This is a genomic window from Paucibacter sp. XJ19-41 (genome assembly GCF_028462495.1).
Classification (GTDB): domain Bacteria; phylum Pseudomonadota; class Gammaproteobacteria; order Burkholderiales; family Burkholderiaceae_C; genus Roseateles_E.
In genome coordinates this window covers 1-17,779 of sequence record NZ_JAQOWX010000047.1, presented here as the reverse complement: position 1 = coordinate 17,779, position 17,779 = coordinate 1, and the positions used below count along the sequence as shown (strand labels likewise).

Annotated in this window: 18 protein-coding genes and 1 pseudogene; 8 read left to right on the top strand and 11 right to left on the bottom strand. The window is 69.0% G+C overall.

Annotation, left to right across the window (positions count from 1 at the left end; genetic code table 11):
* Nucleotides 1–17: 17 nt before the first annotated feature.
* From PO768_RS13805 to PO768_RS13795, 3 genes are all read right to left on the bottom strand, one after another.
* Nucleotides 18–629 carry a PEP-CTERM sorting domain-containing protein gene (locus PO768_RS13805; protein ID WP_272646515.1) on the bottom strand — a complete coding sequence of 204 codons (612 nt, stop codon included), beginning with the start codon at nt 627–629 and terminating at the stop codon, nt 18–20.
* A 123-nt stretch (nt 630–752) separates the two neighbouring features.
* Nucleotides 753–1,955 (bottom strand): patatin-like phospholipase family protein, encoded by a 1,203-nt coding sequence (locus PO768_RS13800; RefSeq protein WP_272646514.1) that lies wholly within the window; start codon nt 1,953–1,955, stop codon nt 753–755.
* Between the two features lie 26 nt (nt 1,956–1,981).
* Complete coding sequence (locus PO768_RS13795; protein ID WP_272646513.1) at nt 1,982–2,611, bottom strand: phasin family protein; 630 nt, start codon at nt 2,609–2,611, stop codon at nt 1,982–1,984.
* A gap of 188 nt (nt 2,612–2,799) precedes the next feature.
* Between PO768_RS13795 and PO768_RS13790 the strand changes: the two genes are divergently transcribed.
* On the top strand, nt 2,800–4,797 hold the full coding sequence (locus PO768_RS13790; RefSeq protein ID WP_272646512.1) for an SDR family oxidoreductase: 1,998 nt from the start codon (nt 2,800–2,802) through the stop codon (nt 4,795–4,797).
* A gap of 6 nt (nt 4,798–4,803) precedes the next feature.
* Here the strand turns inward: PO768_RS13790 and PO768_RS13785 are convergent, their stop codons facing one another.
* Nucleotides 4,804–5,766, bottom strand: coding sequence for a TFIIB-type zinc ribbon-containing protein (locus PO768_RS13785; RefSeq protein ID WP_272646511.1), 963 nt, complete (start codon nt 5,764–5,766; stop codon nt 4,804–4,806).
* Between the two features lie 101 nt (nt 5,767–5,867).
* Between PO768_RS13785 and nudC the strand changes: the two genes are divergently transcribed.
* A complete protein-coding gene (gene nudC, locus PO768_RS13780; RefSeq protein WP_272646510.1) occupies nt 5,868–6,683 on the top strand; it encodes an NAD(+) diphosphatase in 816 nt (271 codons plus the stop codon).
* 6 nt (nt 6,684–6,689) lie between these two features.
* Here the strand turns inward: nudC and PO768_RS13775 are convergent, their stop codons facing one another.
* Nucleotides 6,690–7,709: a zinc-binding alcohol dehydrogenase family protein gene (locus PO768_RS13775; RefSeq protein WP_272646509.1), complete on the bottom strand. Its 1,020-nt coding sequence runs from the start codon at nt 7,707–7,709 to the stop codon at nt 6,690–6,692.
* Nucleotides 7,710–7,799: 90 nt separating this feature from the next.
* Between PO768_RS13775 and PO768_RS13770 the strand changes: the two genes are divergently transcribed.
* The 5 genes from PO768_RS13770 (at nt 7,800) to PO768_RS13750 (ending at nt 11,635) form a co-directional block, all read left to right on the top strand.
* Nucleotides 7,800–8,720, top strand: coding sequence for a LysR family transcriptional regulator (locus PO768_RS13770; RefSeq protein WP_269838653.1), 921 nt, complete (start codon nt 7,800–7,802; stop codon nt 8,718–8,720).
* Nucleotides 8,721–8,820: 100 nt separating this feature from the next.
* Nucleotides 8,821–9,582, top strand: coding sequence for a PRC-barrel domain-containing protein (locus PO768_RS13765; protein WP_272646508.1), 762 nt, complete (start codon nt 8,821–8,823; stop codon nt 9,580–9,582).
* 28 nt (nt 9,583–9,610) lie between these two features.
* Entirely contained in the window at nt 9,611–10,114 is a 504-nt protein-coding gene (locus PO768_RS13760; protein WP_272646507.1) for a pyridoxamine 5'-phosphate oxidase family protein, read from the top strand.
* Between the two features lie 44 nt (nt 10,115–10,158).
* Nucleotides 10,159–10,581 carry a CopG family transcriptional regulator gene (locus PO768_RS13755; protein WP_137941122.1) on the top strand — a complete coding sequence of 141 codons (423 nt, stop codon included), beginning with the start codon at nt 10,159–10,161 and terminating at the stop codon, nt 10,579–10,581.
* A gap of 19 nt (nt 10,582–10,600) precedes the next feature.
* On the top strand, nt 10,601–11,635 hold the full coding sequence (locus tag PO768_RS13750; protein ID WP_272646506.1) for an extracellular catalytic domain type 1 short-chain-length polyhydroxyalkanoate depolymerase: 1,035 nt from the start codon (nt 10,601–10,603) through the stop codon (nt 11,633–11,635).
* Nucleotides 11,636–11,650: 15 nt separating this feature from the next.
* On the opposite strand, the gene PO768_RS13745 is transcribed toward PO768_RS13750, so the two are convergent.
* The 4 genes from PO768_RS13745 to PO768_RS13730 are packed head-to-tail and all read right to left on the bottom strand — an operon-like array spanning nt 11,651 to nt 13,661.
* Nucleotides 11,651–11,872, bottom strand: a complete 222-nt coding sequence (locus PO768_RS13745; protein ID WP_137941120.1) for a hypothetical protein — start codon at nt 11,870–11,872, stop codon at nt 11,651–11,653.
* A gap of 54 nt (nt 11,873–11,926) precedes the next feature.
* On the bottom strand, nt 11,927–12,526 hold the full coding sequence (locus tag PO768_RS13740; RefSeq protein ID WP_272646505.1) for a GNAT family N-acetyltransferase: 600 nt from the start codon (nt 12,524–12,526) through the stop codon (nt 11,927–11,929).
* Nucleotides 12,523–13,203, bottom strand: a complete 681-nt coding sequence (locus PO768_RS13735) for an aspartate/glutamate racemase family protein (protein WP_272646504.1) — start codon at nt 13,201–13,203, stop codon at nt 12,523–12,525. The genes PO768_RS13740 and PO768_RS13735 overlap by 4 nt, the downstream gene beginning before the upstream one ends.
* Nucleotides 13,200–13,661, bottom strand: a complete 462-nt coding sequence (locus PO768_RS13730) for an META domain-containing protein (RefSeq protein WP_272646503.1) — start codon at nt 13,659–13,661, stop codon at nt 13,200–13,202. Before PO768_RS13730 ends, PO768_RS13735 begins: the two co-directional genes overlap by 4 nt.
* 76 nt (nt 13,662–13,737) lie before the next feature.
* On the opposite strand from PO768_RS13730, the gene PO768_RS13725 reads away from it, so the two are divergent.
* On the top strand, nt 13,738–14,247 hold the full coding sequence (locus tag PO768_RS13725; protein ID WP_272646502.1) for a YgjV family protein: 510 nt from the start codon (nt 13,738–13,740) through the stop codon (nt 14,245–14,247).
* A gap of 9 nt (nt 14,248–14,256) precedes the next feature.
* Here PO768_RS13725 and PO768_RS13720 read toward each other — a convergent pair whose 3' ends face one another.
* Both PO768_RS13720 and PO768_RS13715 read right to left on the bottom strand, forming a co-directional pair.
* Nucleotides 14,257–17,430, bottom strand: coding sequence for an error-prone DNA polymerase (locus tag PO768_RS13720; RefSeq protein WP_272646501.1), 3,174 nt, complete (start codon nt 17,428–17,430; stop codon nt 14,257–14,259).
* Between the two features lie 79 nt (nt 17,431–17,509).
* Nucleotides 17,510–17,779 (bottom strand): annotated as a pseudogene (locus PO768_RS13715) (DNA polymerase Y family protein); the annotation flags it as partial.

Below are 17,779 nucleotides of genomic sequence, written 5' to 3'. Positions count from 1 at the left end.
CGTCCCACCAAAAAATCTTACTGTTGTGCGCGGCGGCGGCGTGCCACCAGGGCCATCGCGCCCAGGCCGGCTAGCATCAGCGCATAGCTCTCGGGCTCGGGCACGGCGCTGGTGACCGAGACGCGGTCCAGCGAGCTGCCCAGCGAGTCGCTGGTGCCCAGGGCTTCGAAGCGCAGCACCATGCTGGAGCCGCTGGCCTGCACCAGGGCACTGCCGGTCTGCCATTGATGGTTGCCGCTGATCAGGGCCTGCGCATCGGCGGTGCCCGAGGCGTCGCCGAAGCTCCAGGCCAGGCCATTGCTGGCGGCGGCCACGCCGGCGCGGTTCGAGTAGGCAAACTCCAGCGAATACCACTGGCCGGCCACCGTGGCGAGGGTCTGGCTGATCCAGCTGTTGCCGGTGGTGTCGAGCTCGACAAAGTTGCTGCCGTCCAGCGCGCTGCCGGCGATGTTGTTGCGCAGCTCGACGCCGCGGGCGCCGGCGCTCCAGCCGGTCAGGCTGCTGTAGTTCGACCATTGGCCGTTGGCCTTGATCTCGGCTTCGAAGCTGCCGTTGTTGACCAGATTGACCGGCGATGCCAGGGCCAGCAGGGGGCTGGCGAGCAGGGCGGCGATGAGGGCTTTGCGCATGAGTTCTCCGAAGGGTGGAAGGCTTGCTGCTGGTTGGCAGCGCATGGCATGCAGTGTTGCAGCCGCCTCAGGCCCTGCCATCCCCCTGCGCGCAGGGGGTTCAGGCCCGGGTCGTGATGCAGATCACGCCGAGGCGCGTTCTTCGAGCCGGCCCAGCGTGTCGCGCAGGCGCTGCAGCGCCGCCTCGGTGGGCGTCAGGCGGCTTGGCGCCAGCAGGCGGCGCTGGCGGTCCTGCAGCACCGAGCGGCTGAGGGTCAGGCCTTGCCGGGCCAGCTTGGGGGCCAGTTCGGCGTAGCGCTGCAGCAGCGCGCCGCGGGTGGCCTGGTAGGCATGCTCGGCCAGATGACGGCGCTGGGCATAGCTGAAGGTGTTGGCCAGGAACATCTCGGCGTCGCGCGGATCGGGCTCGAACAGCAGGATGTCGGTGTCCGGGTGGCTCAGCTCGTAGCGCTTGAGCCCCAGCTCCAGGCGCGAATGGATCAGCGCGCGCAGGGTCTGGCTCAGCACCAGCGGCAGGCCGCCATCGGCAATGCGCGGGATGCGCGCATGCTCGTCGAAGCCGGCCTGGTAGGGCACCAGCGGGTTCAGGCAGATCAGCAGGTCCAGCCCCCGGTCCAGCAGCACCGAGGCATGGATGGTCTTCTTCAGCGCGCCATCGACGAAATGGCGGCCCTCGATCTCGACCGGCGGGAACAGCCCCGGCAGCGCCGCGCTGGCCTGCACCGCGCGCGAGATCGGCACATGGTCATGGCCCGGCGTGCCGAAGGGCACGGCCTCGCCGCTGTCCAGATCGGTGGCCACCAGCACCAGCGGGCGCCGCAGCTGCCGGAAGTCGTCGCTGCGGCCTGGCCGGCTGAACTGCTGGCGCAGTTGCTCGGCCATCACGTCGCCGCTGAGCAGCCCGGTCGGCAGCGCGCGACCCAGGCGCTCGAAGGCGGCCAGCAGCGAGCGGCCCTGCACGGCGGTCTGCCACAGCGCCTGGCCCAGCAGGCCCGGCAGGCTGCCCAGCCGCGCCAGATACTCTTCCCAGGCGGGGCGCAGCAGCAGGCTGGGCTCGAAGCTGACCGGGGCCTCGGCATCGTTTTCGATAAATGCGGCGCAGAGCTCGCGCGGCGTCAGCCCGTTGACCAGGCCGGCCGCGATGAAGCCCCCGGCGCTGACGCCGATATAGCCATCGCAGGCGCTGAAGTCCAGCCCGTCAATCGCCTCTTCGAGTGCACACAGCGCGCCGATTTCGTAGATGGCGCCCAGCGGCCCGCCGCCGGCCAGGGCCAGGCCTATGCGTGCGGGGCCGCGCCGGGGGGCGCGGCGCTTCGATGCGGGCATGGATCAGTGAGTGGCGACTAGCGCGCTCAGGCCTGCGCGGCGGCGGCCGGCTTGGCGGCGCGCTTGCGCGGGGCGGCCTTGGGGGCAGGTGTTGCCTTGGGTGCGGCGGCCTTCTTGGCAGCCGGCTTCTTGGTGGCTGTCTTCGCGGCGGTCTTGGGTGCGGGCTTGGCGACGGCCTTGGCCGCCGGCTTGGCTGCGGCCTTGCGGGCTGCGGGCTTGGCACCGGTTGCGGCGCTCAGCGCGTCGATGCGGGCGATCAGCGCGTCGATGTCCTTGGCGGTGGGCACGCCCAGGCGCTTCAGCGCACTGGCCACACGTTCCTCGAAGATCGATTCCAGCTTGTCCCATTGCTGGCCGGCCTTGGCACCGACCTCGCCGGCCATGCCGCTCATCTTGCTGGTGACGGCGCCGAGCTTCTCTTCGGCCGCGCTCTGGGTTTTCTTCTGCAGGGTCAGGCCTTCCTTGACCAGGGCCTCGAAGACCTTGCCACCTTCGCCCTGGGCCTTGGCGAACGCGCCCAGGCCGGCGGCCCAGATCTGCTGGGCCGAGTCCTTGACGGACTGGGCCAGCTGGCTGTCCAGCAGGCCGGCCGGGATGCCAGGGATAGCGCCGCCGGCCTTGTTCTTGGCGGCCATCTTCTGAAGCTTCTTGACCATGGTCTGAGGTCCTATGTCTGTGGAGGGTGGCTTCACTATAGGGCCGCAACGGGCGGCCGCAGGGGCCAATCCTAGTGAGTGCGCTCTATCGCCCACCTCCGGGAAAGCGACAGCTTCGGGAAAGCGCGCAGCGGCGGCCCGGCGCAGTTGGTCAAGAATGGTCGCAAACATCCCAATGGAGACACAGCATGCAGTATTTCGTCACCGGCGCCACCGGCTTCATCGGCAAACGCCTGGTCAAGAAACTGCTGGCGCGGCGCGGCAGCACGGTCCACTTCCTGCTGCGCGAAGAGAGCCGCGACAAGGTGCCGGCCCTGCTGGAGTTCTGGGGCGTCGGCAAGACGCGCGCGCTGCCGGTGTTCGGTGATCTGAACGCGAAGAAGCTGGGCGTGGCGGCCGATCAGATCAAGGCGCTGAAGGGCAAGGTCGACCATGTCTACCACCTGGCCGCGATCTACGACCTCGCCGCGCCCGAGGACGAGCAGGTGCGGGCCAATATCGACGGCACCCGCGCCCTGGTCGAGTTCGCCCAGGCCATCGAGGCCGGCCATGTCCACCATGTCTCGTCGATCGCGGCGGCCGGTCTGTATGAGGGCGTGTTCCGCGAGGACATGTTCGAGGAGGCCGAGGGCCTGGATCACCCTTACTTCATGACCAAGCACGAGAGCGAGAAGATCGTGCGCAAGGAGTGCAAGAGGCCCTGGACCGTCTACCGGCCGGCCATGGTGGTGGGCGACTCGGCCACCGGTGAGGCCGACAAGATCGACGGCCCCTACTACTTCTTCAAGCTGATCCAGCGCCTGCGCCAGATCCTGCCGCCCTGGATGCCCTCGGTGGGCCTGGAGGGCGGGCGCGTCAACATCGTGCCGGTGGACTTCGTCGTCAACGCGCTGGACCACATCAGCCATCAGCAGGCCAGGAAGAGCGGCGCCTGCTTCCATCTGGTCGACCCGGTGGGCTACCGCGTCGGCGATGTGCTGGACATCTTCTCCAAGGCCGCCCACGCGCCGAAGATGAATCTGTTCGTCAACGCCGCGCTGCTGGGCTTCATCCCCAAGAGCGTCAAGAAGGGCTTGATGGCGCTGGCGCCGGTGCGGCGCATCCGCCATGCGGTGATGAAGGACCTGGGCCTGCCCGAGGACATGCTGACCTTCATCAACTACCCGACCCGCTTCGACTGCCGCGAGACCGCGGCCGCGCTGAAAGGGTCAGGTATTGCCTGCCCGAACCTGAAGGACTATGCCTGGCGGCTGTGGGACTACTGGGAGCGTCATCTCGACCCCGACCTCTTCATCGACCGCAGCCTGAAGGGGGCGACCGCCGGCAAGGTGGTGCTGGTGACCGGCGGCTCCTCGGGCATCGGCCTGGCGGCAGCGATGAAGTTTGCCGAGGCCGGCGCGATCACGCTGATCTGCGCGCGCGACGCTGCCAAGCTGGCCGAGGCCGAGCAGGAGATCCGCAGCTTCGCCGGCCCCAAGGCCCAGGTGCACAGCTTCTCGGCCGATATTGCCAACGAGCAGAGCTGCGCCGAGCTGATGGCCTGGATTGCCACGAACTTCGGCGGTGTCGACTTCCTGATCAACAACGCCGGCCGCTCGATCCGCCGCGCCATCGAGGGCAGCTACGAGCGCTTCCACGACTACGAGCGCACGATGCAGCTGAACTACTTCGGCTGCCTGCGCGTGACCATGGGCCTGCTGCCCGGCATGGTGGCCAAGAAGAAGGGCCATGTGGTCAATATCTCCAGCATCGGCGTGCTGACCAATGCACCGCGCTTCTCGGCCTATGTGGCCAGCAAGGCCGCGCTGGACGCCTGGACCCGCTGCGCCTCCAGCGAGTTCGCCGACCAAGGCATCACCTTCACCACCATCAATATGCCGCTGGTGCGCACGCCGATGATTGCGCCGACCAAGATCTACAACAATGTGCCGACCCTGGCGCCCGAGGAGGCCGCCGACATGATTGCCCAGGCCTGCATCGCCAAGCCGGTGCGCATCGCGACCCGGCTGGGCATCACCGGCCAGCTGATGCATGCGCTGGCGCCGCGGGTGGCGCAGATCGCGATGAACACCAGCTTCCGCATGTTCCCGGACAGCGATGCGGCCAAGGGCGAGAAGGGCGGCAAGCCCCAGCTCTCGGCCGAAGCGATTGCGCTGCAGCAGATGATGAAGGGCATTCACTTCTGAGTCTGGTCAGCCGCCCAGCCACCATCGAAGCAGCAGAAACAGCAAGATTCCACACAGCACGGTGAGCAGCGCGGCCCCGGTCGGGGCATCGTCGTCGGCGTCTCCCCTGAGCTGGTCCAACATACGGGCCATCGTGGTGTCCCGCCAGTCGCGGGTCCGCTTGTTGGGGCGCAGCGCCGACGCGGTCTGAGACTGCCTTCGTGCGGCTCTGGCCGCGATATCGGCGCGCCACTCGGCCTCCACCTTGTCCAGCAGCGGTGTCAGGTCCAGCAGCGAGGGCGCCAGCACCGCATGGCCGCATTGGGTGCAGGCGGTGTGGCGGCTCGGGTCCAGCGCCGCGCCGCAGCCGTGGCAGGCCCAGGCCCATAGCGCGGCGGGGCGTTGGCGCTCGCCGGTCTGTGGGTCACGGCCTGGCCCCAGCCGCAGCGCCTGGGTCAGGCGCGGCAGGTCCAACATCAGCAGCGGGCTCTCGCAATATCGGCAGGCCTCCTCGCGCCCCTCGGCGGGCGCGCCGCAGTTCAGGCAGCACAGCGCGCGGCGCTCGTCCTGCAGCACCCGGCGGTCGGCCGGCAGCAGCGGTCGCACCAGGCCGCGCTCGGCCAGCACACCGGCGTGGCTGTGCAGATGGCCGCCGCAGCTCGGGCACTCCAGCGCCGGGAAGCGGCCGAAGCGGGTGCTGTTCTGCACCGGCTTGAGCGTGACGCGGCAAACCGGGCAGGCCAGCTTGGCCGCACGCGGCGCCGGCAGCGGCACGCTCGGCCCCTGCGGCTCCTGCAACTCGCGCAGCAGCGCGATCCAGCCCAGGCCTGCCAGTTGCACCGACTCCAGCCGATCGAACCAGACCAGCCGGCACGGTGCGCAATGGTCCACCGGCACGCTCGCGCTGCCATGGCTGGCCAGGTTCAGATGCGCCATCGGCGCGGCGCATTGGGGGCAGGGGAGTTGGTGGGGCTGGCCGGTCAGCTGCATGGAAGGGGGAAAAGGTCGCGTCAAGATGACTGTGAGAGGCTGCGAAGCTGGCTACGACGACAGCCAACGACTTTAACGGCTTCGGCATAAAGTCCATCCCCATGCAATTCCACGCCGCCACTACGCCCCCCAGCTCTGCAGCCAGCGCCCCTGAGGCCTGGCACTTCGTCTTTGTCGGAGGCCGCCTGCTGCTGCGCGAGCAGGTCTTGAGCCCGCAGCCGCCGGCGGTGTTCGAGCCGGTGCAGGGGCGTCGCCACTATCTCGGCCGGCTGGACGAGCGCGATTGCTGGGCGCTGCAACTGGCCGAGGCGCCGCCGGGCTTCGAGGCGCTGCCGCTGCGCGCCGCGATGATGACACTGCCGGAGCCGCTGATGCAGCTGGCCGGGCGTGCGGCCCAGGTGCTGGAGTGGGAGCGGACCCATCGCTTCTGCGGTGTCTGCGGCACGGCGACCGAAGCGCTGGCGCATGAGCGGGCGCGGCGCTGCCCGGCTTGCGGCCAGGTCTGCTACCCACGGCTGAGCCCGGCGATGATGGCCCTGGTGTGGCGCCGCACGACCGCCGGCCCCGAGCTGCTGCTGGCGCGCTCACCGGGTTATGCGCCGGGCTTCTACAGCGCGCTGGCCGGCTTTGTCGAGGCCGGCGAATCGCTGGAGGACTGTGTGCACCGCGAGGTGGCCGAGGAAGTCGGCGTGCGGGTCACGAATCTGCGCTACTACGGCAGCCAGAGCTGGCCCTTTCCGCACAGCCTGATGGTGGCCTACACGGCCGAGTGGGTGGACGGCGAGATCGTGCCGCAGGCCGGCGAGATCGAGGATGCCCGCTGGTTCCCGATCGATGCCTTGCCCGGCATCCCGCCGCGCTTCTCGATCGCCGGCCATCTGATCCGCGATCAGGTGGCGGCGCTGAGCGAGGTTTAGCGGCGTTTAGAAACCGGCCAGCACCAGCTTGCCGATGCTGCGCTGGCTCTCGATCAGCGCATGGGCCTTTTTCAGGTTCGCAGCATTGATCGTGCCGAGCACCTGGCCCAGGGTGCTGCGCAACTCGCCGGCGTCGATGCGGCGGGCCAGCTCGGCCAGCAGCCGGCCCTGCTCGGCGATGTCGTGGGTGGTGTGCATCGAGCGGGTGAACATCATCTCCCAGTGCAGCGACAGGCTCTTGCCCTTCAGCGCCATCACATTGAGCTGCTCCGGCGCGAAGTCGTCGATCAAGGCCAGCCGGCCCTGCGGCTCCAGCGCCTCGACCAGCTGGCCGAAGTGCTGCGGCGTGTGGGTCAGGCTGGCCACATAGCGCAGCGGCGCGGCGCCCAGCGCGGCGATCTGCGCGGCCAGCGGCTGGCTGTGGTCGATCACGTGATGGGCGCCCAGCTCGCGCAGCCAGGCGGCGGACTCGGGCCGCGAGGCCGTCGCGATCACGGTCAGGTGCGGCAGCGCGCGCGCCAGCTGCACGAGGATGGAGCCCACGCCGCCGGCCGCGCCGGTCACCAGCAGGCTGACCGGCCGCTCGGGTCGGGCCTGCACTTCCAGCCGATCAAACAGCAGCTCCCAGGCGGTGATGCCGGTCAGCGGCAGCGCGGCGGCCTCGGCGTCGCTGGCGCTGCGCGGGGCCAGCGCGGCGATGCGATGGTCCACCGTCTGGAACTGCGCATAGCTGCCGGCGCGCGTGATGTCGCCGGCATACCAGACGCGGTCGCCGAGGGCGAAGCCCTGTACCCCTGCACCCAGGCCGCGCACGATGCCCACCGCGTCCCAGCCCAGCAGCACCGGCGTGTGGCCATCGGCGCTGTTGCGGCTGGCGCGCACCTTGGCGTCGACCGGGTTGACCGCGATGGCGCTGATCTCGACCAGCAGATCGAGCGGGCCGGGCGTCGGTGCGGGCAGTTCGAGATCGAGCAGGGACTCGTCGGCGGTGATGGGCTGGGCCTTGAAATAGCCGATGGCTTGCATGGGGAACTCCTTCGGGAAACGTTGCGATGGCTGTTATGGTGAGGCTTGCCGTCTTTCTTAAAAAGCCGCTTTAATACGATTCAGTTTCAAATGAAAATTGAAAATACAGACGAGCTGCGCCTGCTCATCGAATGCGCACGCGGCGGCAGCCTGACGGCGGCCTCGCGCGCGCTGCAGATCACGCCGGCGGCCGCCAGCGCGATGCTGAAAAAGCTCGAAACCCGGCTCGGCGTGCGCTTGGTCGAGCGCAGCACGCGGGCGCTGCGCCTGAGCGCCGCCGGCGAGCGGCTGCGCGATTACGGCCAGCGGGCCTTGGAACTGCTCGACGAAGGCGTGGCCCTGCTCGATGAGGGCGGCCCCGGCGCGGCTTCGCGCACGCTGCTGCGCGGCCGGCTGCGCGTCAGCGCCTCCAGCGATCTGACGCGCCAGGTCTTGCTGCCGCTGCTGGATGCCTTCCTCGACCAGCATCCGGGCCTGGAGCTGCAGCTCAGCGTCAGCGACTCGCTGCTCGATGTGGTGCGTGACGATGTCGACCTGGCGCTGCGCTATGGCGAGCTGGCCGACTCGCGTCTGGTGGCGCGGCGCCTGTGCGCGGTGCGGCGCTGCGTGGTGGCCGCACCGGCCTATCTGGCCCGTGCCGGCCGGCCGGCGCATCCCAGCGAGCTGGCCACGCATGACTGCCTGACGATGAAGATACGCAACCGCATCGAGCAGGAATGGCGCTTGCGCCCGCGTGAACAGCCCGAAGCGACGCCGCTGCTGCTGCGGGTGCGCGGGCGGCGCAGCTGCGATGACGGCGCGCTGGCCCATCGCTGGGCGCTGGAGGGCCGCGGCGTGATCTACAAGAGCGAGCTCGATGTGCGCGCCAGCCTGGCCAGCGGCGCCCTGGTCGAGCTGTTCCCGGACTGGATCGGCGACGAGCTGCCGCTGCATGCGGTGATGCCCAGCCAGCGCTTCATGCCGCAGCGGCTGCGGCTGCTGGTCGAACATCTGGCGACGCATCTGGCCTAGCGTGGTTTTCCGGCATGGCAAGGGCCGGCTGTCCTACAGGCAGCGGCGAGGATGCAGGGCAAGCTGTCGGCATTGCAGTGAGAGCCCAAGGAGTCTTGCCATGTTGAACAGCATCAGCCAACTCAGCGGATCCACGCTCAGCGCGAGCGATGGCGAGGTCGGTGAGGTCAAGGAAGCCTATTTCGATGATCAGGCCTGGACCATCCGCTATCTGGTGGTCGATACCGGCTCCTGGCTGGCCGGGCGCGAGGTGCTGATCTCGCCCTATGCGGTGAAGCCGCCGCTGGGCCGGGTCAAGCAGATCCAGGTCGGACTCAGCCGCGAGCAGGTCGAGAAAAGCCCGGGCATCGACACCCACAAGCCGGTCTCGCGCCGCCATGAGCGGGTCTATCTGGACTACTACAACTATCCGCAGTACTGGGGCGGTGTCGGCCTGTGGGCGATGGAGGCCCTGCCGGTGCTGCCGCCGACCGGCCTGCAGAGCCAGGCCGAAATCGAGCGCGCCGAGCAAGACCTGGCCCCCGAGGATGTGCATCTGCGCAGCAGCGCCAATGTCAGCGGCTACGACATCCATGCGCTCGACGGCAGCCTCGGCCATGTCAAGGACTTCATCTTCGACGAGGCCTCCTGGGCGATCCGCTATCTGGTGGTCGACACGCGCAACTGGTGGCCGGGCGGCAAGAAGGTGCTGATCGCCACGCACTGGATCGACCGCATCGAGTGGAGCGAGAAAACCGTCTACACCCAGCTGACGCGCGAGCAGATCAAGAACAGCCCCGAATACGACGACAGCGTGCTGCTGAACCGCGAGTTCGAGGAGCGGCTGCACCAAGCCCATGGCCGGCCCGGCTACTGGGATTGAAGACGATGCACCCAAACCCAGCGCGCCCATGAACACCGACCTGACACCCCGCCAACAGCTGTGGGACCTGATCAAGGACATCCGCTTCGCGATGTTCACCACCCTGCATGACAACAGCCATCTGCACTCGCGGCCGATGACCACGCAGAACCAGAAGCTGGAGGACGATGACTGCCTGTGGTTCTTCATGTCGCGCAGCGGCGAGCCGGTCGACGAACTGGCCGCCGAGGCCATGGTCAACCTGGCCTATGCCGACCCCGATCAGGACCGCTATGTCTCGGTCTCGGGCAGCGCCAGGGTGGTCAGCGATATGGCCAAGGCCTGCGAGCTTTGGTCGCCGCTGGCCAAGGCCTGGTTCCCCGGCGGGGTCGATGACCCGGATCTGGCCCTGGTCGAGGTCAAGATCATCCACGCCCACTACTGGGACATGAAGGAAAGCAAGCTGACCCAGCTCTACACCATGGCCAAGGCGGTGGTCACCGGCAAGCCGCCCACCTCGCTGGGCGAGAGCGGGGAGATCCGCCTGCGCTAGAAATTTCATCGTTCCATCCAAGTGGATGGTGCTAGTATGGACTTATGCCCGCACGTAGCAGCTCCTCCCTGGCTCCTGGTCGACCTGTCGACGAGAAGATCACCATCAATCTCGGCTTTGTCGACCTGGGTCAGATCGACCTGCTGGTGCAGGAAGGCTTTTATGCCAACCGCAGCGATCTGATCCGGGCAGCAATCCGCAACCAGCTGGCCACGCATGCCGAGGCCGTCCGGCAGTCGGTGGCGCGCAAGACCCTGGTGCTGGGCATCCAGCACTTCAGCGCCGACGACTTCCGCGCGCTGCAGGCCGCCGGCCAGACCTTGCAGATTCGCGTGCTCGGCCTGGCAAGCATCGCGACGGACGTCAGCCCGGAACTCGCGCTGGCGGCCATCGAATCCATCACCGTGCTGGGCGCTTTGCATGCCAGCCCGGCGGTCAAGGCGGCGTTGGCCGACCGTATCCGCTGACCTTACCGAGACCCTCCCCATGAACTCATCGTTCGGCCATCTGATGACCGAGGCCACGCGCCTGACCCAGGCCGGCGATCTGCGGGCCGCCACCGCGCTGATCCAGTCGGCGCTGGGTGCCGCCACGCCATCGCCAACCGGCGCGACCGCGCGCGCGGATCAGGGCGATGTCATCGACGTCGAGGCGCGCGAGGTCTTGCACGCCGAGCCCGCCGAGCCCGCCGCTGGCGAACAGTTTCTTCCCGGCAGCCATACCGGGGCGGCCGGCACCCGGGCCTACAAGCTCTATGTGCCGCCCGGCTATCGCCAGGGTCAGTCCTTGCCCCTGGTGCTGATGCTGCATGGCTGCAGCCAGGATCCCGATGATTTCGCGCGCGGCACCGGCATGAACGAGGCCGCGCGGGCGCAGGGTTTCCTGGTCCTCTATCCGGCGCAGACGAAGCACGCCAACAGCTCCGGTTGCTGGAACTGGTTCAAGCACAACCATCAGCGTCGCGGCAGCGGCGAGCCGGCACTGCTGGCCGGCATGACCCGGCAGGTGATGCAGCAATACGGCATCGATGCACGGCGCGTCTATGTGGCCGGGCTGTCGGCCGGCGGCGCGATGGCGGCAATCCTGGGCTCCTGCTACCCGGAGCTGTTCGCGGCTGTGGGCGTGCATTCCGGCCTGCCGGCGGGGGCGGCGAGCGATCTGCCCTCGGCGTTGGCGGCGATGCGCGGCGGCGCCGGCGACCGTCCCGCGTCAGCGCCCGACAGCCCGCCGACCATTGTTTTCCACGGCGACCGGGACGCCACCGTCCATCCGCGCAACGGCGAGCAGATCGCCGCCGCCGGCATGGCGGCCCCTGAGCGCGAGCGCGGCTCGCAGGGACGGGCCTACACCCGCGACATCTACCGCGATGCGCAGGGCCGCCCGCGTGCCGAGCATTGGCTGGTGCATGGCGCTGGCCATGCCTGGTCGGGCGGCCGTGCCGGCGGGTCCTACACCGACCCGCAGGGACCGGACGCCAGCGCCGAGATGCTGCGCTTCTTCTTCGCCAACCCGCGGGCTTGAGGGCGAGGCGCGGGCCTAGGGCTTGCGGCCGCCGACCACCAGCAGCACCACGCCCAGCGCGATCGCCGCCGCGCCGGCCCAACCCGGCACATTGACGGTCTGCTTCTCCTTGACCGACAGCTCGATCGGGCCCAGCTTCACATCATGGGTTTCCTTGGTGTAGCTGAAGTTGCCGTAGAGCAAACCCAGCACGCCGGCGATGATCAGGGCGATGGCGGCGATCCGAACGGTGTTCATGGTGGGCGCTTTCTGGGCTGTTGGGTTTGCGGCCGAGGATAGCAGCGCCCGCCCTCATTCGGGCCGGTCGCGCGCAACCAGGGCCAGATAGGGCGCCACATCGGGCTCGCGCAGGGGCTTGAGCAGCACGCGCACCGTGTTGAGCCTGTCGTTGGCCGGCACACCCTCGCGGCGGCGCAGTTCTACAAAGCCCAGCTGCCGCCAGAAAGCCTCCGCCCTGGCGTTGCCCAGCACCACGCCCAGCCGTATCCAGCGCGCGCCCTGAGCCGCCGCCCATTGCTCCAGCGCCCGGTAGCAGCGCGGCGCGATGCCCTGGCCATGCAGGGCCGTGGCGATGATGAACAGTGCCACATGCCAGCAGCCCTCGATCACCAGATCGCTGTCGACGATCGCGATGCCGATCAGCGCCGGCGCGGTGTCCGGCGCTTCGCGCCACAGCCCGATATTGAAGTGCTCGCGCCAGCTCAGCTCTGCCGGCGGCCGCTCGGCCAGCTCGGTGGCGGCCTCGTCGGGCTTGGGCGGCGCGCCACCGATGCGCTCGAAGTACTCGGGGTTGGCCTCGAGAAAGGCCTGCAGCAGCGGCGCGTCGGCGGGGTCGAAGCGGCGTGCGTTCAGTCCGACGTCAATCTCGAACAGCAGGGGGTGTGTGCTCATCGAGTGAGTCCTTGCAGTTCGGGCTGGGCCAAAGCCCATTGCACGCCCAGCACCGGGCTGGCCAGCAAGGGCGGGCCCGAGCCAGCGAGACGCTCGGCCAGCGGCGCCATCGAGGCTTGGGCCAGCACAATCACATCGACCTCGGCGGCCTCGGCGGCCTCGGCTCGCAAGGCCTCGGCCAGGCAGTCCAGATAGGCCTCGGTATCGCCAGCCATGAAATGCGGCCAAGCCGCCTCGACCAGCAATTCGCGCAACTGCAGCGGACGAGCTTGACGCTGGGCGCAGTCCTGCAGCAAGGCGCGTGTGGGCGCCAGGGTCGAGGCCAGCGCGGCCAGCAGCAGCACGCGGGATCCGAGGGTGAGCGCGCGTTCGGCCATCGGCCGGTCGATCCGTGCGCTGCGAAACCGGTCGCCGCCATCGACCTGTTCTGCCAGCGCGCCCAGGGTCGAGCAGGTGCAGACCAGCAGCCGGGCGCCGCTGCTGCTCGCCATCTTGGCCAGGGTCTGCTGCAAAGCTGCGCGCAGGCCGGGATCGTCGGCGCCGAGCCGGCGGGCCTGCTCCAGCAACGGGGCTGCGACGGCGTGGTGCACCCGCAACCCCGGCGCCTGCGCCTGGACCAGGCGCTCAAAGCCGGCGATATGGACTTCGGCCGTGTGAAGAAAGGCGAGTGCCGTCACGGCGTCGCCGGCTCGAAGCGCGCCAGCGGCGCCATCCGGGCGCGGTGCAGCTGCAGCTGCTTGGCGTCGGCGTGGTAGCTGTCGGTGCGTTCCAGCGCCTGCATGAATTGCTGCTCCAGGCTCATGTCGGGGCAGGCGCGCAGCGTGCTGGCCAGCTTGTCGAAGCGCAGGCGCAGCGGCGCGCCTTGCTCGGCCTGACCGAAGAAACCGTTGCAGCCGTTGTGGCCGCTGACGCGCAGGCTTTGGCCGTCGAGCTTGAAGCTCAGCGTCGGCACGCGCCCGCCCGCGTCGGGCTTGACCGGCTGGCCCATCAGCTCCACCAGCCGCCATTCGCGGCCCTCGGCGACCAGCAGGGGGTCGGGTTTTGCGGCTGACGCGGCTGGTGGCGACGGGCTGGGCGGCGTGGCGCAGGCGCTCAGCATCAGGCCCAGCAGGCTCAGGCAAAGACGGGACTTCATCGCAATCATTCGGGTGACTCCAAAGCGGGTGGCGCCCCCGAGAATAGCGCCTGCTCCCGCCGCCTTGTTGTCACCGATGATGCCCTCCCTGTTGTCGCCCGCCCAGCTGCTGGGCTATCTGGCTTTGGTGTTCGGCGTCGGCTGCTTTTTGCAGACCGATGACCGGCGCTTCAAGCAATTCATGGCGGTCGAGTGCTTGGCCTATGTGCTGCATTTCTGGCTGCTGGGCCAGCCCACGGCGGTGGCCAGTTCCCTGGTCTCGCTGGGGCGCTCGGTGGCGGCGATGTACAGCCGCTCGCGCTGGCTGGCGGCGCTCTTCGTGGGCCTGAACCTGGCGCTGGGCTGGTGGCTGTTCAGCGGCCTTGTCTCGCTGCTGCCGATCGCCGCCTCCTGCCTGGGCAGCCTGGCACTGTTCCTGCTGCAAGGCCTGCAGATGCGGCTGCTGATGCTGGCCGGCACGCTGTGCTGGGTGGTCCACAACGCCCTGGTCGGCTCGGTGGGCGGCACCTTGCTGGAGCTGGTGGTGGCCGGCGTCAACGGCCTGACGATCTGGCGCTTGTGGCGGGCGGGGCAGGCCGGGCGCTGAGCCCGGACCTCAATGGAAATCCCGGCTGGGCATCAGGATGGGCCCCAGCAGGTGCGAGAGGTCCCGGAAGTCCTGGGCCAGCAGATGGGCCACGCCGTTTTTTTCCTTCTGCCAGCGGCCTCGCACGGCCAGCAGGCGGGCGCCGATGATGGTGGAGCGGTGCTTGGCGTAGACATCGGCCCAGACGATGACCTGCACATTGCCGCCCTCGTCCTCCAGCGAGACGAAGATCGTGCCCTTGGCGGTCTGCGGGCGCTGGCGCACGGTGACGATGCCGCAGGTGCGGGCGCTGCGGCCGTTGGGCCAGCCGAGCAGCTCGGTCGAGCTGAGCAGGCCGCGCTGGCTCAGCTGCGGCCGCAGGATGGCCAGCGGGTGGCTGCGCAGGGTCAGGCCGGTGGCCGCATAGTCCCAGCGCACCTCCTCGCCCTCGGCGGCGGCGGGCAGCGCCAGCTGGGCCTCGCCCTCGGCCTCCTGCGCCCCGGCCTCGCGCAGCAGCGGTGGCAGCCTGTGCCAGGCCGTCGCCTGCCAGACCTGCTGGCGACGGTGCCCGGCCAGCGACAGTAGCGCGTCGGCGGCGGCCAGCTGCTGCATCTCGCGCTGCTCCAGTCTTGCACGCAGGGCCAGGTCTTGCGCATCGGCAAACGGCGCCTCGGCACGCGCCGCGACGATGCGTTGGGCCGCCTCGGCCGACAGGCCGGACACCAGGCGCAGGCCCAGGCGCACGGCCAGGTCTTGTTTGGCATCGGGCGCAGGCTCCAGGCTGCTGTCGATCTCGCTGAGGCTGACATCGGCCGGCCTCACCTCGACGCCGTGGCGGCGCGCGTCCTGCACCAGCTGGCTCGGCGTGTAGAAACCCAGCGGCTGCGAGTTCAAGAGCGCACACAGAAAGATCGCGGGCTCATGGCATTTGAGCCAGCAGGACACATAGGTCAGCAGCGCGAAGCTGGCAGCGTGGGACTCCGGAAAACCATAGGAGGCGAAGCCCTTGATCTGCTTGAAGATGCGCTCGGCGTACTCGTCCTCGTAGCCGTTGCGGCGCATATTGCCGATGATCTTCTCGTAGAACTGCTGCAGGTCGCCGGGCCGCTTCCAGGCCGCCATCGCGCGGCGCAGCTGGTCGGCCTCGCCGGCCGTGAAGTCGGCAGCGATCATCGCCACCTGCATCACCTGCTCCTGGAAGATCGGCACGCCGAAGGTGCGTTCCAGTGCCGGCTTCAGGCCCTGGGGGTAGTCGATCTGGCGGCCGGCGCGGTGCTCGGCGCGGTTCTTCAGATAGGGGTGCACCATGCCGCCCTCGATAGGCCCGGGCCGCACGATGGCCACCTCGACCACCAGGTCGTAATAGTTCTGTGGCCGCAGCCGCGGCAGCATCGACATCTGCGCGCGGCTTTCGATCTGGAACACGCCGACGGTGTCGGCCTTGCAGATCATCTCGTAGGTCGGCGGGTCGCCCTCGGGGATGCTGGCCAGGTCGTAATCCTTGCCGCGCCACTGGCGGTAGAAGTCGAAGCAGCGCCGCAGACAGCTCAGCATGCCCAAGGCCAGCACGTCCACCTTCATCAACCCGACCGAGTCCAGATCGTCCTTGTCCCACTCGATCACCGTGCGGTCTTTCATCGCCGCGTTCTCGATCGGCACCAAGCGGTCCAGCGGGCCCTGGGTCAGCACAAAGCCGCCGACATGCTGGCTCAGATGGCGCGGCATGCCCATCAGCTGGCGCGAGAGCTGCACCAGCTGGCGCAGCGGCTGCCCGCCGGGGTCCAGATCGAGCTCGGCGCAGAGCTGGCTCAGGCGTTCGTCGGGCAGCGACTCCTCGGACCAGCCATGGTGGTCCAGCGCCAGCCGCTCCAGCAGCGCCTCGTCCATGGCCAGCGCCTTGCCGACATCTCGGATCGCGCTCTTGGCGCGGTAGCTGATCACGGTGGCGGCCAGCGCGGCGCGCTCGCGGCCGTATTTGCGGTAGAGGTACTGGATCACCTCCTCGCGCCGCTCATGCTCGAAGTCCACATCGATATCGGGCGGCTCGTTGCGCTCCTTGCTGATGAAGCGCTCGAACAGCAGGGTGCTGCGGCCCGGGTCGACCGAGGTGATCTTCAGGCAGTAGCAGACCACGCTATTGGCCGCCGAGCCGCGGCCCTGGCAGAGGATGCCGAGGTGACGCGCATGGGCGACGATATCGGCCACGGTCAGGAAGTAATGCTCGTACTTCAGATCTTCGATCAGGGCCAGCTCGTAATCGATGCGCTCGCGCCACTGGTCGGGCACGCCGTCCGGCCAGCGACTCTGCATGCCCGCATAGGTCAGCTGGCGCAGATGGCTGGCCGGCGTCTCGCCGACCGGCACCACCTCGCTGGGGTACTGGTAGCGGATCTCGTCCAGCGAGAAGCTGCAGCCCGCCATCAAGACCAGGGTCTGCGCCAGCAGGTCGGCCGGATAGAGCTGGGCCAGCCGCAGCCGGCTGCGCAGATGGCGTTCGGCATTGGGCTGCAGGTCCAGGCCGCAGTCGCGCACCGGCTTGGCCAGGCGGGTGGCCGTCATCACATCCTGCAGCGGCTTGCGCGAGCGCAGATGCATATGCACATCGCCGCAGGCCAGCAGCGGCAGCGCGGTGGTCTCGGCCACCGTGCGCAGGCGCTGCAGCCACAGCTCGTCGCCGATCTCGCGCAAGAGCTCGACGCCGATCCAGGCCTGGCCCGGGTGATGGCGCAAGAGCCACAGCGCTGGTGCCAGCAGAGCGTCGTCGTCCGCCTCTCGACGCGGCAGCAGGATCAGCTGGCAGCCGGCGAGCCGCCCGGGCTGCAGCTGGGCGCGGTGCAGCCGGTACTGGCCCTTGCTCGCGCTCTCGCGCCGCAACATCGTGATGAACTGGCAGAGGTTGCCGTAGCCCTCCAGATGGCGGGCGATCGCCACCAGCTTGAAGTCGGGTTCACCGCCGGCGTCGTCGCGCACCAGGAACTCGGCGCCGATCAGCAAGCGGGGCAGGGCGGCCTGCGGCTCAGCCTCGCGCAGACGCTTGAGCTGGGTATAGGCCCGCACCACGCCGGCCAGCGAGCATTCGTCGGTGATCGCGAGGCCGGCATAGCCCAGCCGGTGCGCGCGCTCGACCAGCTCCTCGGGGTTGGAGGCGCCGCGCAGAAAACTGAAATTGCTGAGGCAGTGCAGCTCGGCGTACTCGGGGATCATGTAGCCCCCCGCCCGCAGGTACGCGGTCGGCCCCCCGAGGGGGCCCGGCCGTTCTTGGGGCGGCCCGGCGAACGGCCGGTCATGCGAACACCCCATGCAGAAACCAGCCAGCCTCGTCCTTGGAGAGCCTTTGCTGGTAGATCCACAAGAGCCCGGCCTGCGGACTCAGCGCCAGCACATAGTCGCGCTGCACCACGCCCGGCCCCGCGCCTTGCTGCCACCAGCCGCCTTCGATGCGCTGCGGTCGGGTCAGCAGTTGCAGCGGCTCGCCCAGATGGCGCGGCTGGCTGGCGCGCACCTCCAGCCGCTGCGGCGGCTCCAGCAGCCAGGCGGGCTGCGGTACCAGCGG

What these genes read in the sequence shown, in the direction of transcription:
- PO768_RS13775 (WP_272646509.1), bottom strand. Translation starts at nt 7,709, where the DNA reads ATGCAAGCCATCGGCTATTTCAAGGCCCAGCCCATCACCGCCGACGAG.
- PO768_RS13785 (WP_272646511.1), bottom strand. Translation starts at nt 5,766, where the DNA reads ATGCAGCTGACCGGCCAGCCCCACCAACTCCCCTGCCCCCAATGCGCC.
- PO768_RS13745 (WP_137941120.1), bottom strand. Translation starts at nt 11,872, where the DNA reads ATGAACACCGTTCGGATCGCCGCCATCGCCCTGATCATCGCCGGCGTG.
- PO768_RS13795 (WP_272646513.1), bottom strand. Translation starts at nt 2,611, where the DNA reads ATGGTCAAGAAGCTTCAGAAGATGGCCGCCAAGAACAAGGCCGGCGGC.
- PO768_RS13730 (WP_272646503.1), bottom strand. Translation starts at nt 13,661, where the DNA reads ATGAAGTCCCGTCTTTGCCTGAGCCTGCTGGGCCTGATGCTGAGCGCC.
- PO768_RS13740 (WP_272646505.1), bottom strand. Translation starts at nt 12,526, where the DNA reads ATGAGCACACACCCCCTGCTGTTCGAGATTGACGTCGGACTGAACGCA.
- nudC (WP_272646510.1), top strand. Translation starts at nt 5,868, where the DNA reads ATGCAATTCCACGCCGCCACTACGCCCCCCAGCTCTGCAGCCAGCGCC.
- PO768_RS13765 (WP_272646508.1), top strand. Translation starts at nt 8,821, where the DNA reads ATGTTGAACAGCATCAGCCAACTCAGCGGATCCACGCTCAGCGCGAGC.
- PO768_RS13720 (WP_272646501.1), bottom strand. Translation starts at nt 17,430, where the DNA reads ATGATCCCCGAGTACGCCGAGCTGCACTGCCTCAGCAATTTCAGTTTT.
- PO768_RS13770 (WP_269838653.1), top strand. Translation starts at nt 7,800, where the DNA reads ATGAAAATTGAAAATACAGACGAGCTGCGCCTGCTCATCGAATGCGCA.
- PO768_RS13790 (WP_272646512.1), top strand. Translation starts at nt 2,800, where the DNA reads ATGCAGTATTTCGTCACCGGCGCCACCGGCTTCATCGGCAAACGCCTG.
- PO768_RS13725 (WP_272646502.1), top strand. Translation starts at nt 13,738, where the DNA reads ATGATGCCCTCCCTGTTGTCGCCCGCCCAGCTGCTGGGCTATCTGGCT.
- PO768_RS13750 (WP_272646506.1), top strand. Translation starts at nt 10,601, where the DNA reads ATGAACTCATCGTTCGGCCATCTGATGACCGAGGCCACGCGCCTGACC.
- PO768_RS13800 (WP_272646514.1), bottom strand. Translation starts at nt 1,955, where the DNA reads ATGCCCGCATCGAAGCGCCGCGCCCCCCGGCGCGGCCCCGCACGCATA.
- PO768_RS13760 (WP_272646507.1), top strand. Translation starts at nt 9,611, where the DNA reads ATGAACACCGACCTGACACCCCGCCAACAGCTGTGGGACCTGATCAAG.
- PO768_RS13805 (WP_272646515.1), bottom strand. Translation starts at nt 629, where the DNA reads ATGCGCAAAGCCCTCATCGCCGCCCTGCTCGCCAGCCCCCTGCTGGCC.
- PO768_RS13755 (WP_137941122.1), top strand. Translation starts at nt 10,159, where the DNA reads ATGCCCGCACGTAGCAGCTCCTCCCTGGCTCCTGGTCGACCTGTCGAC.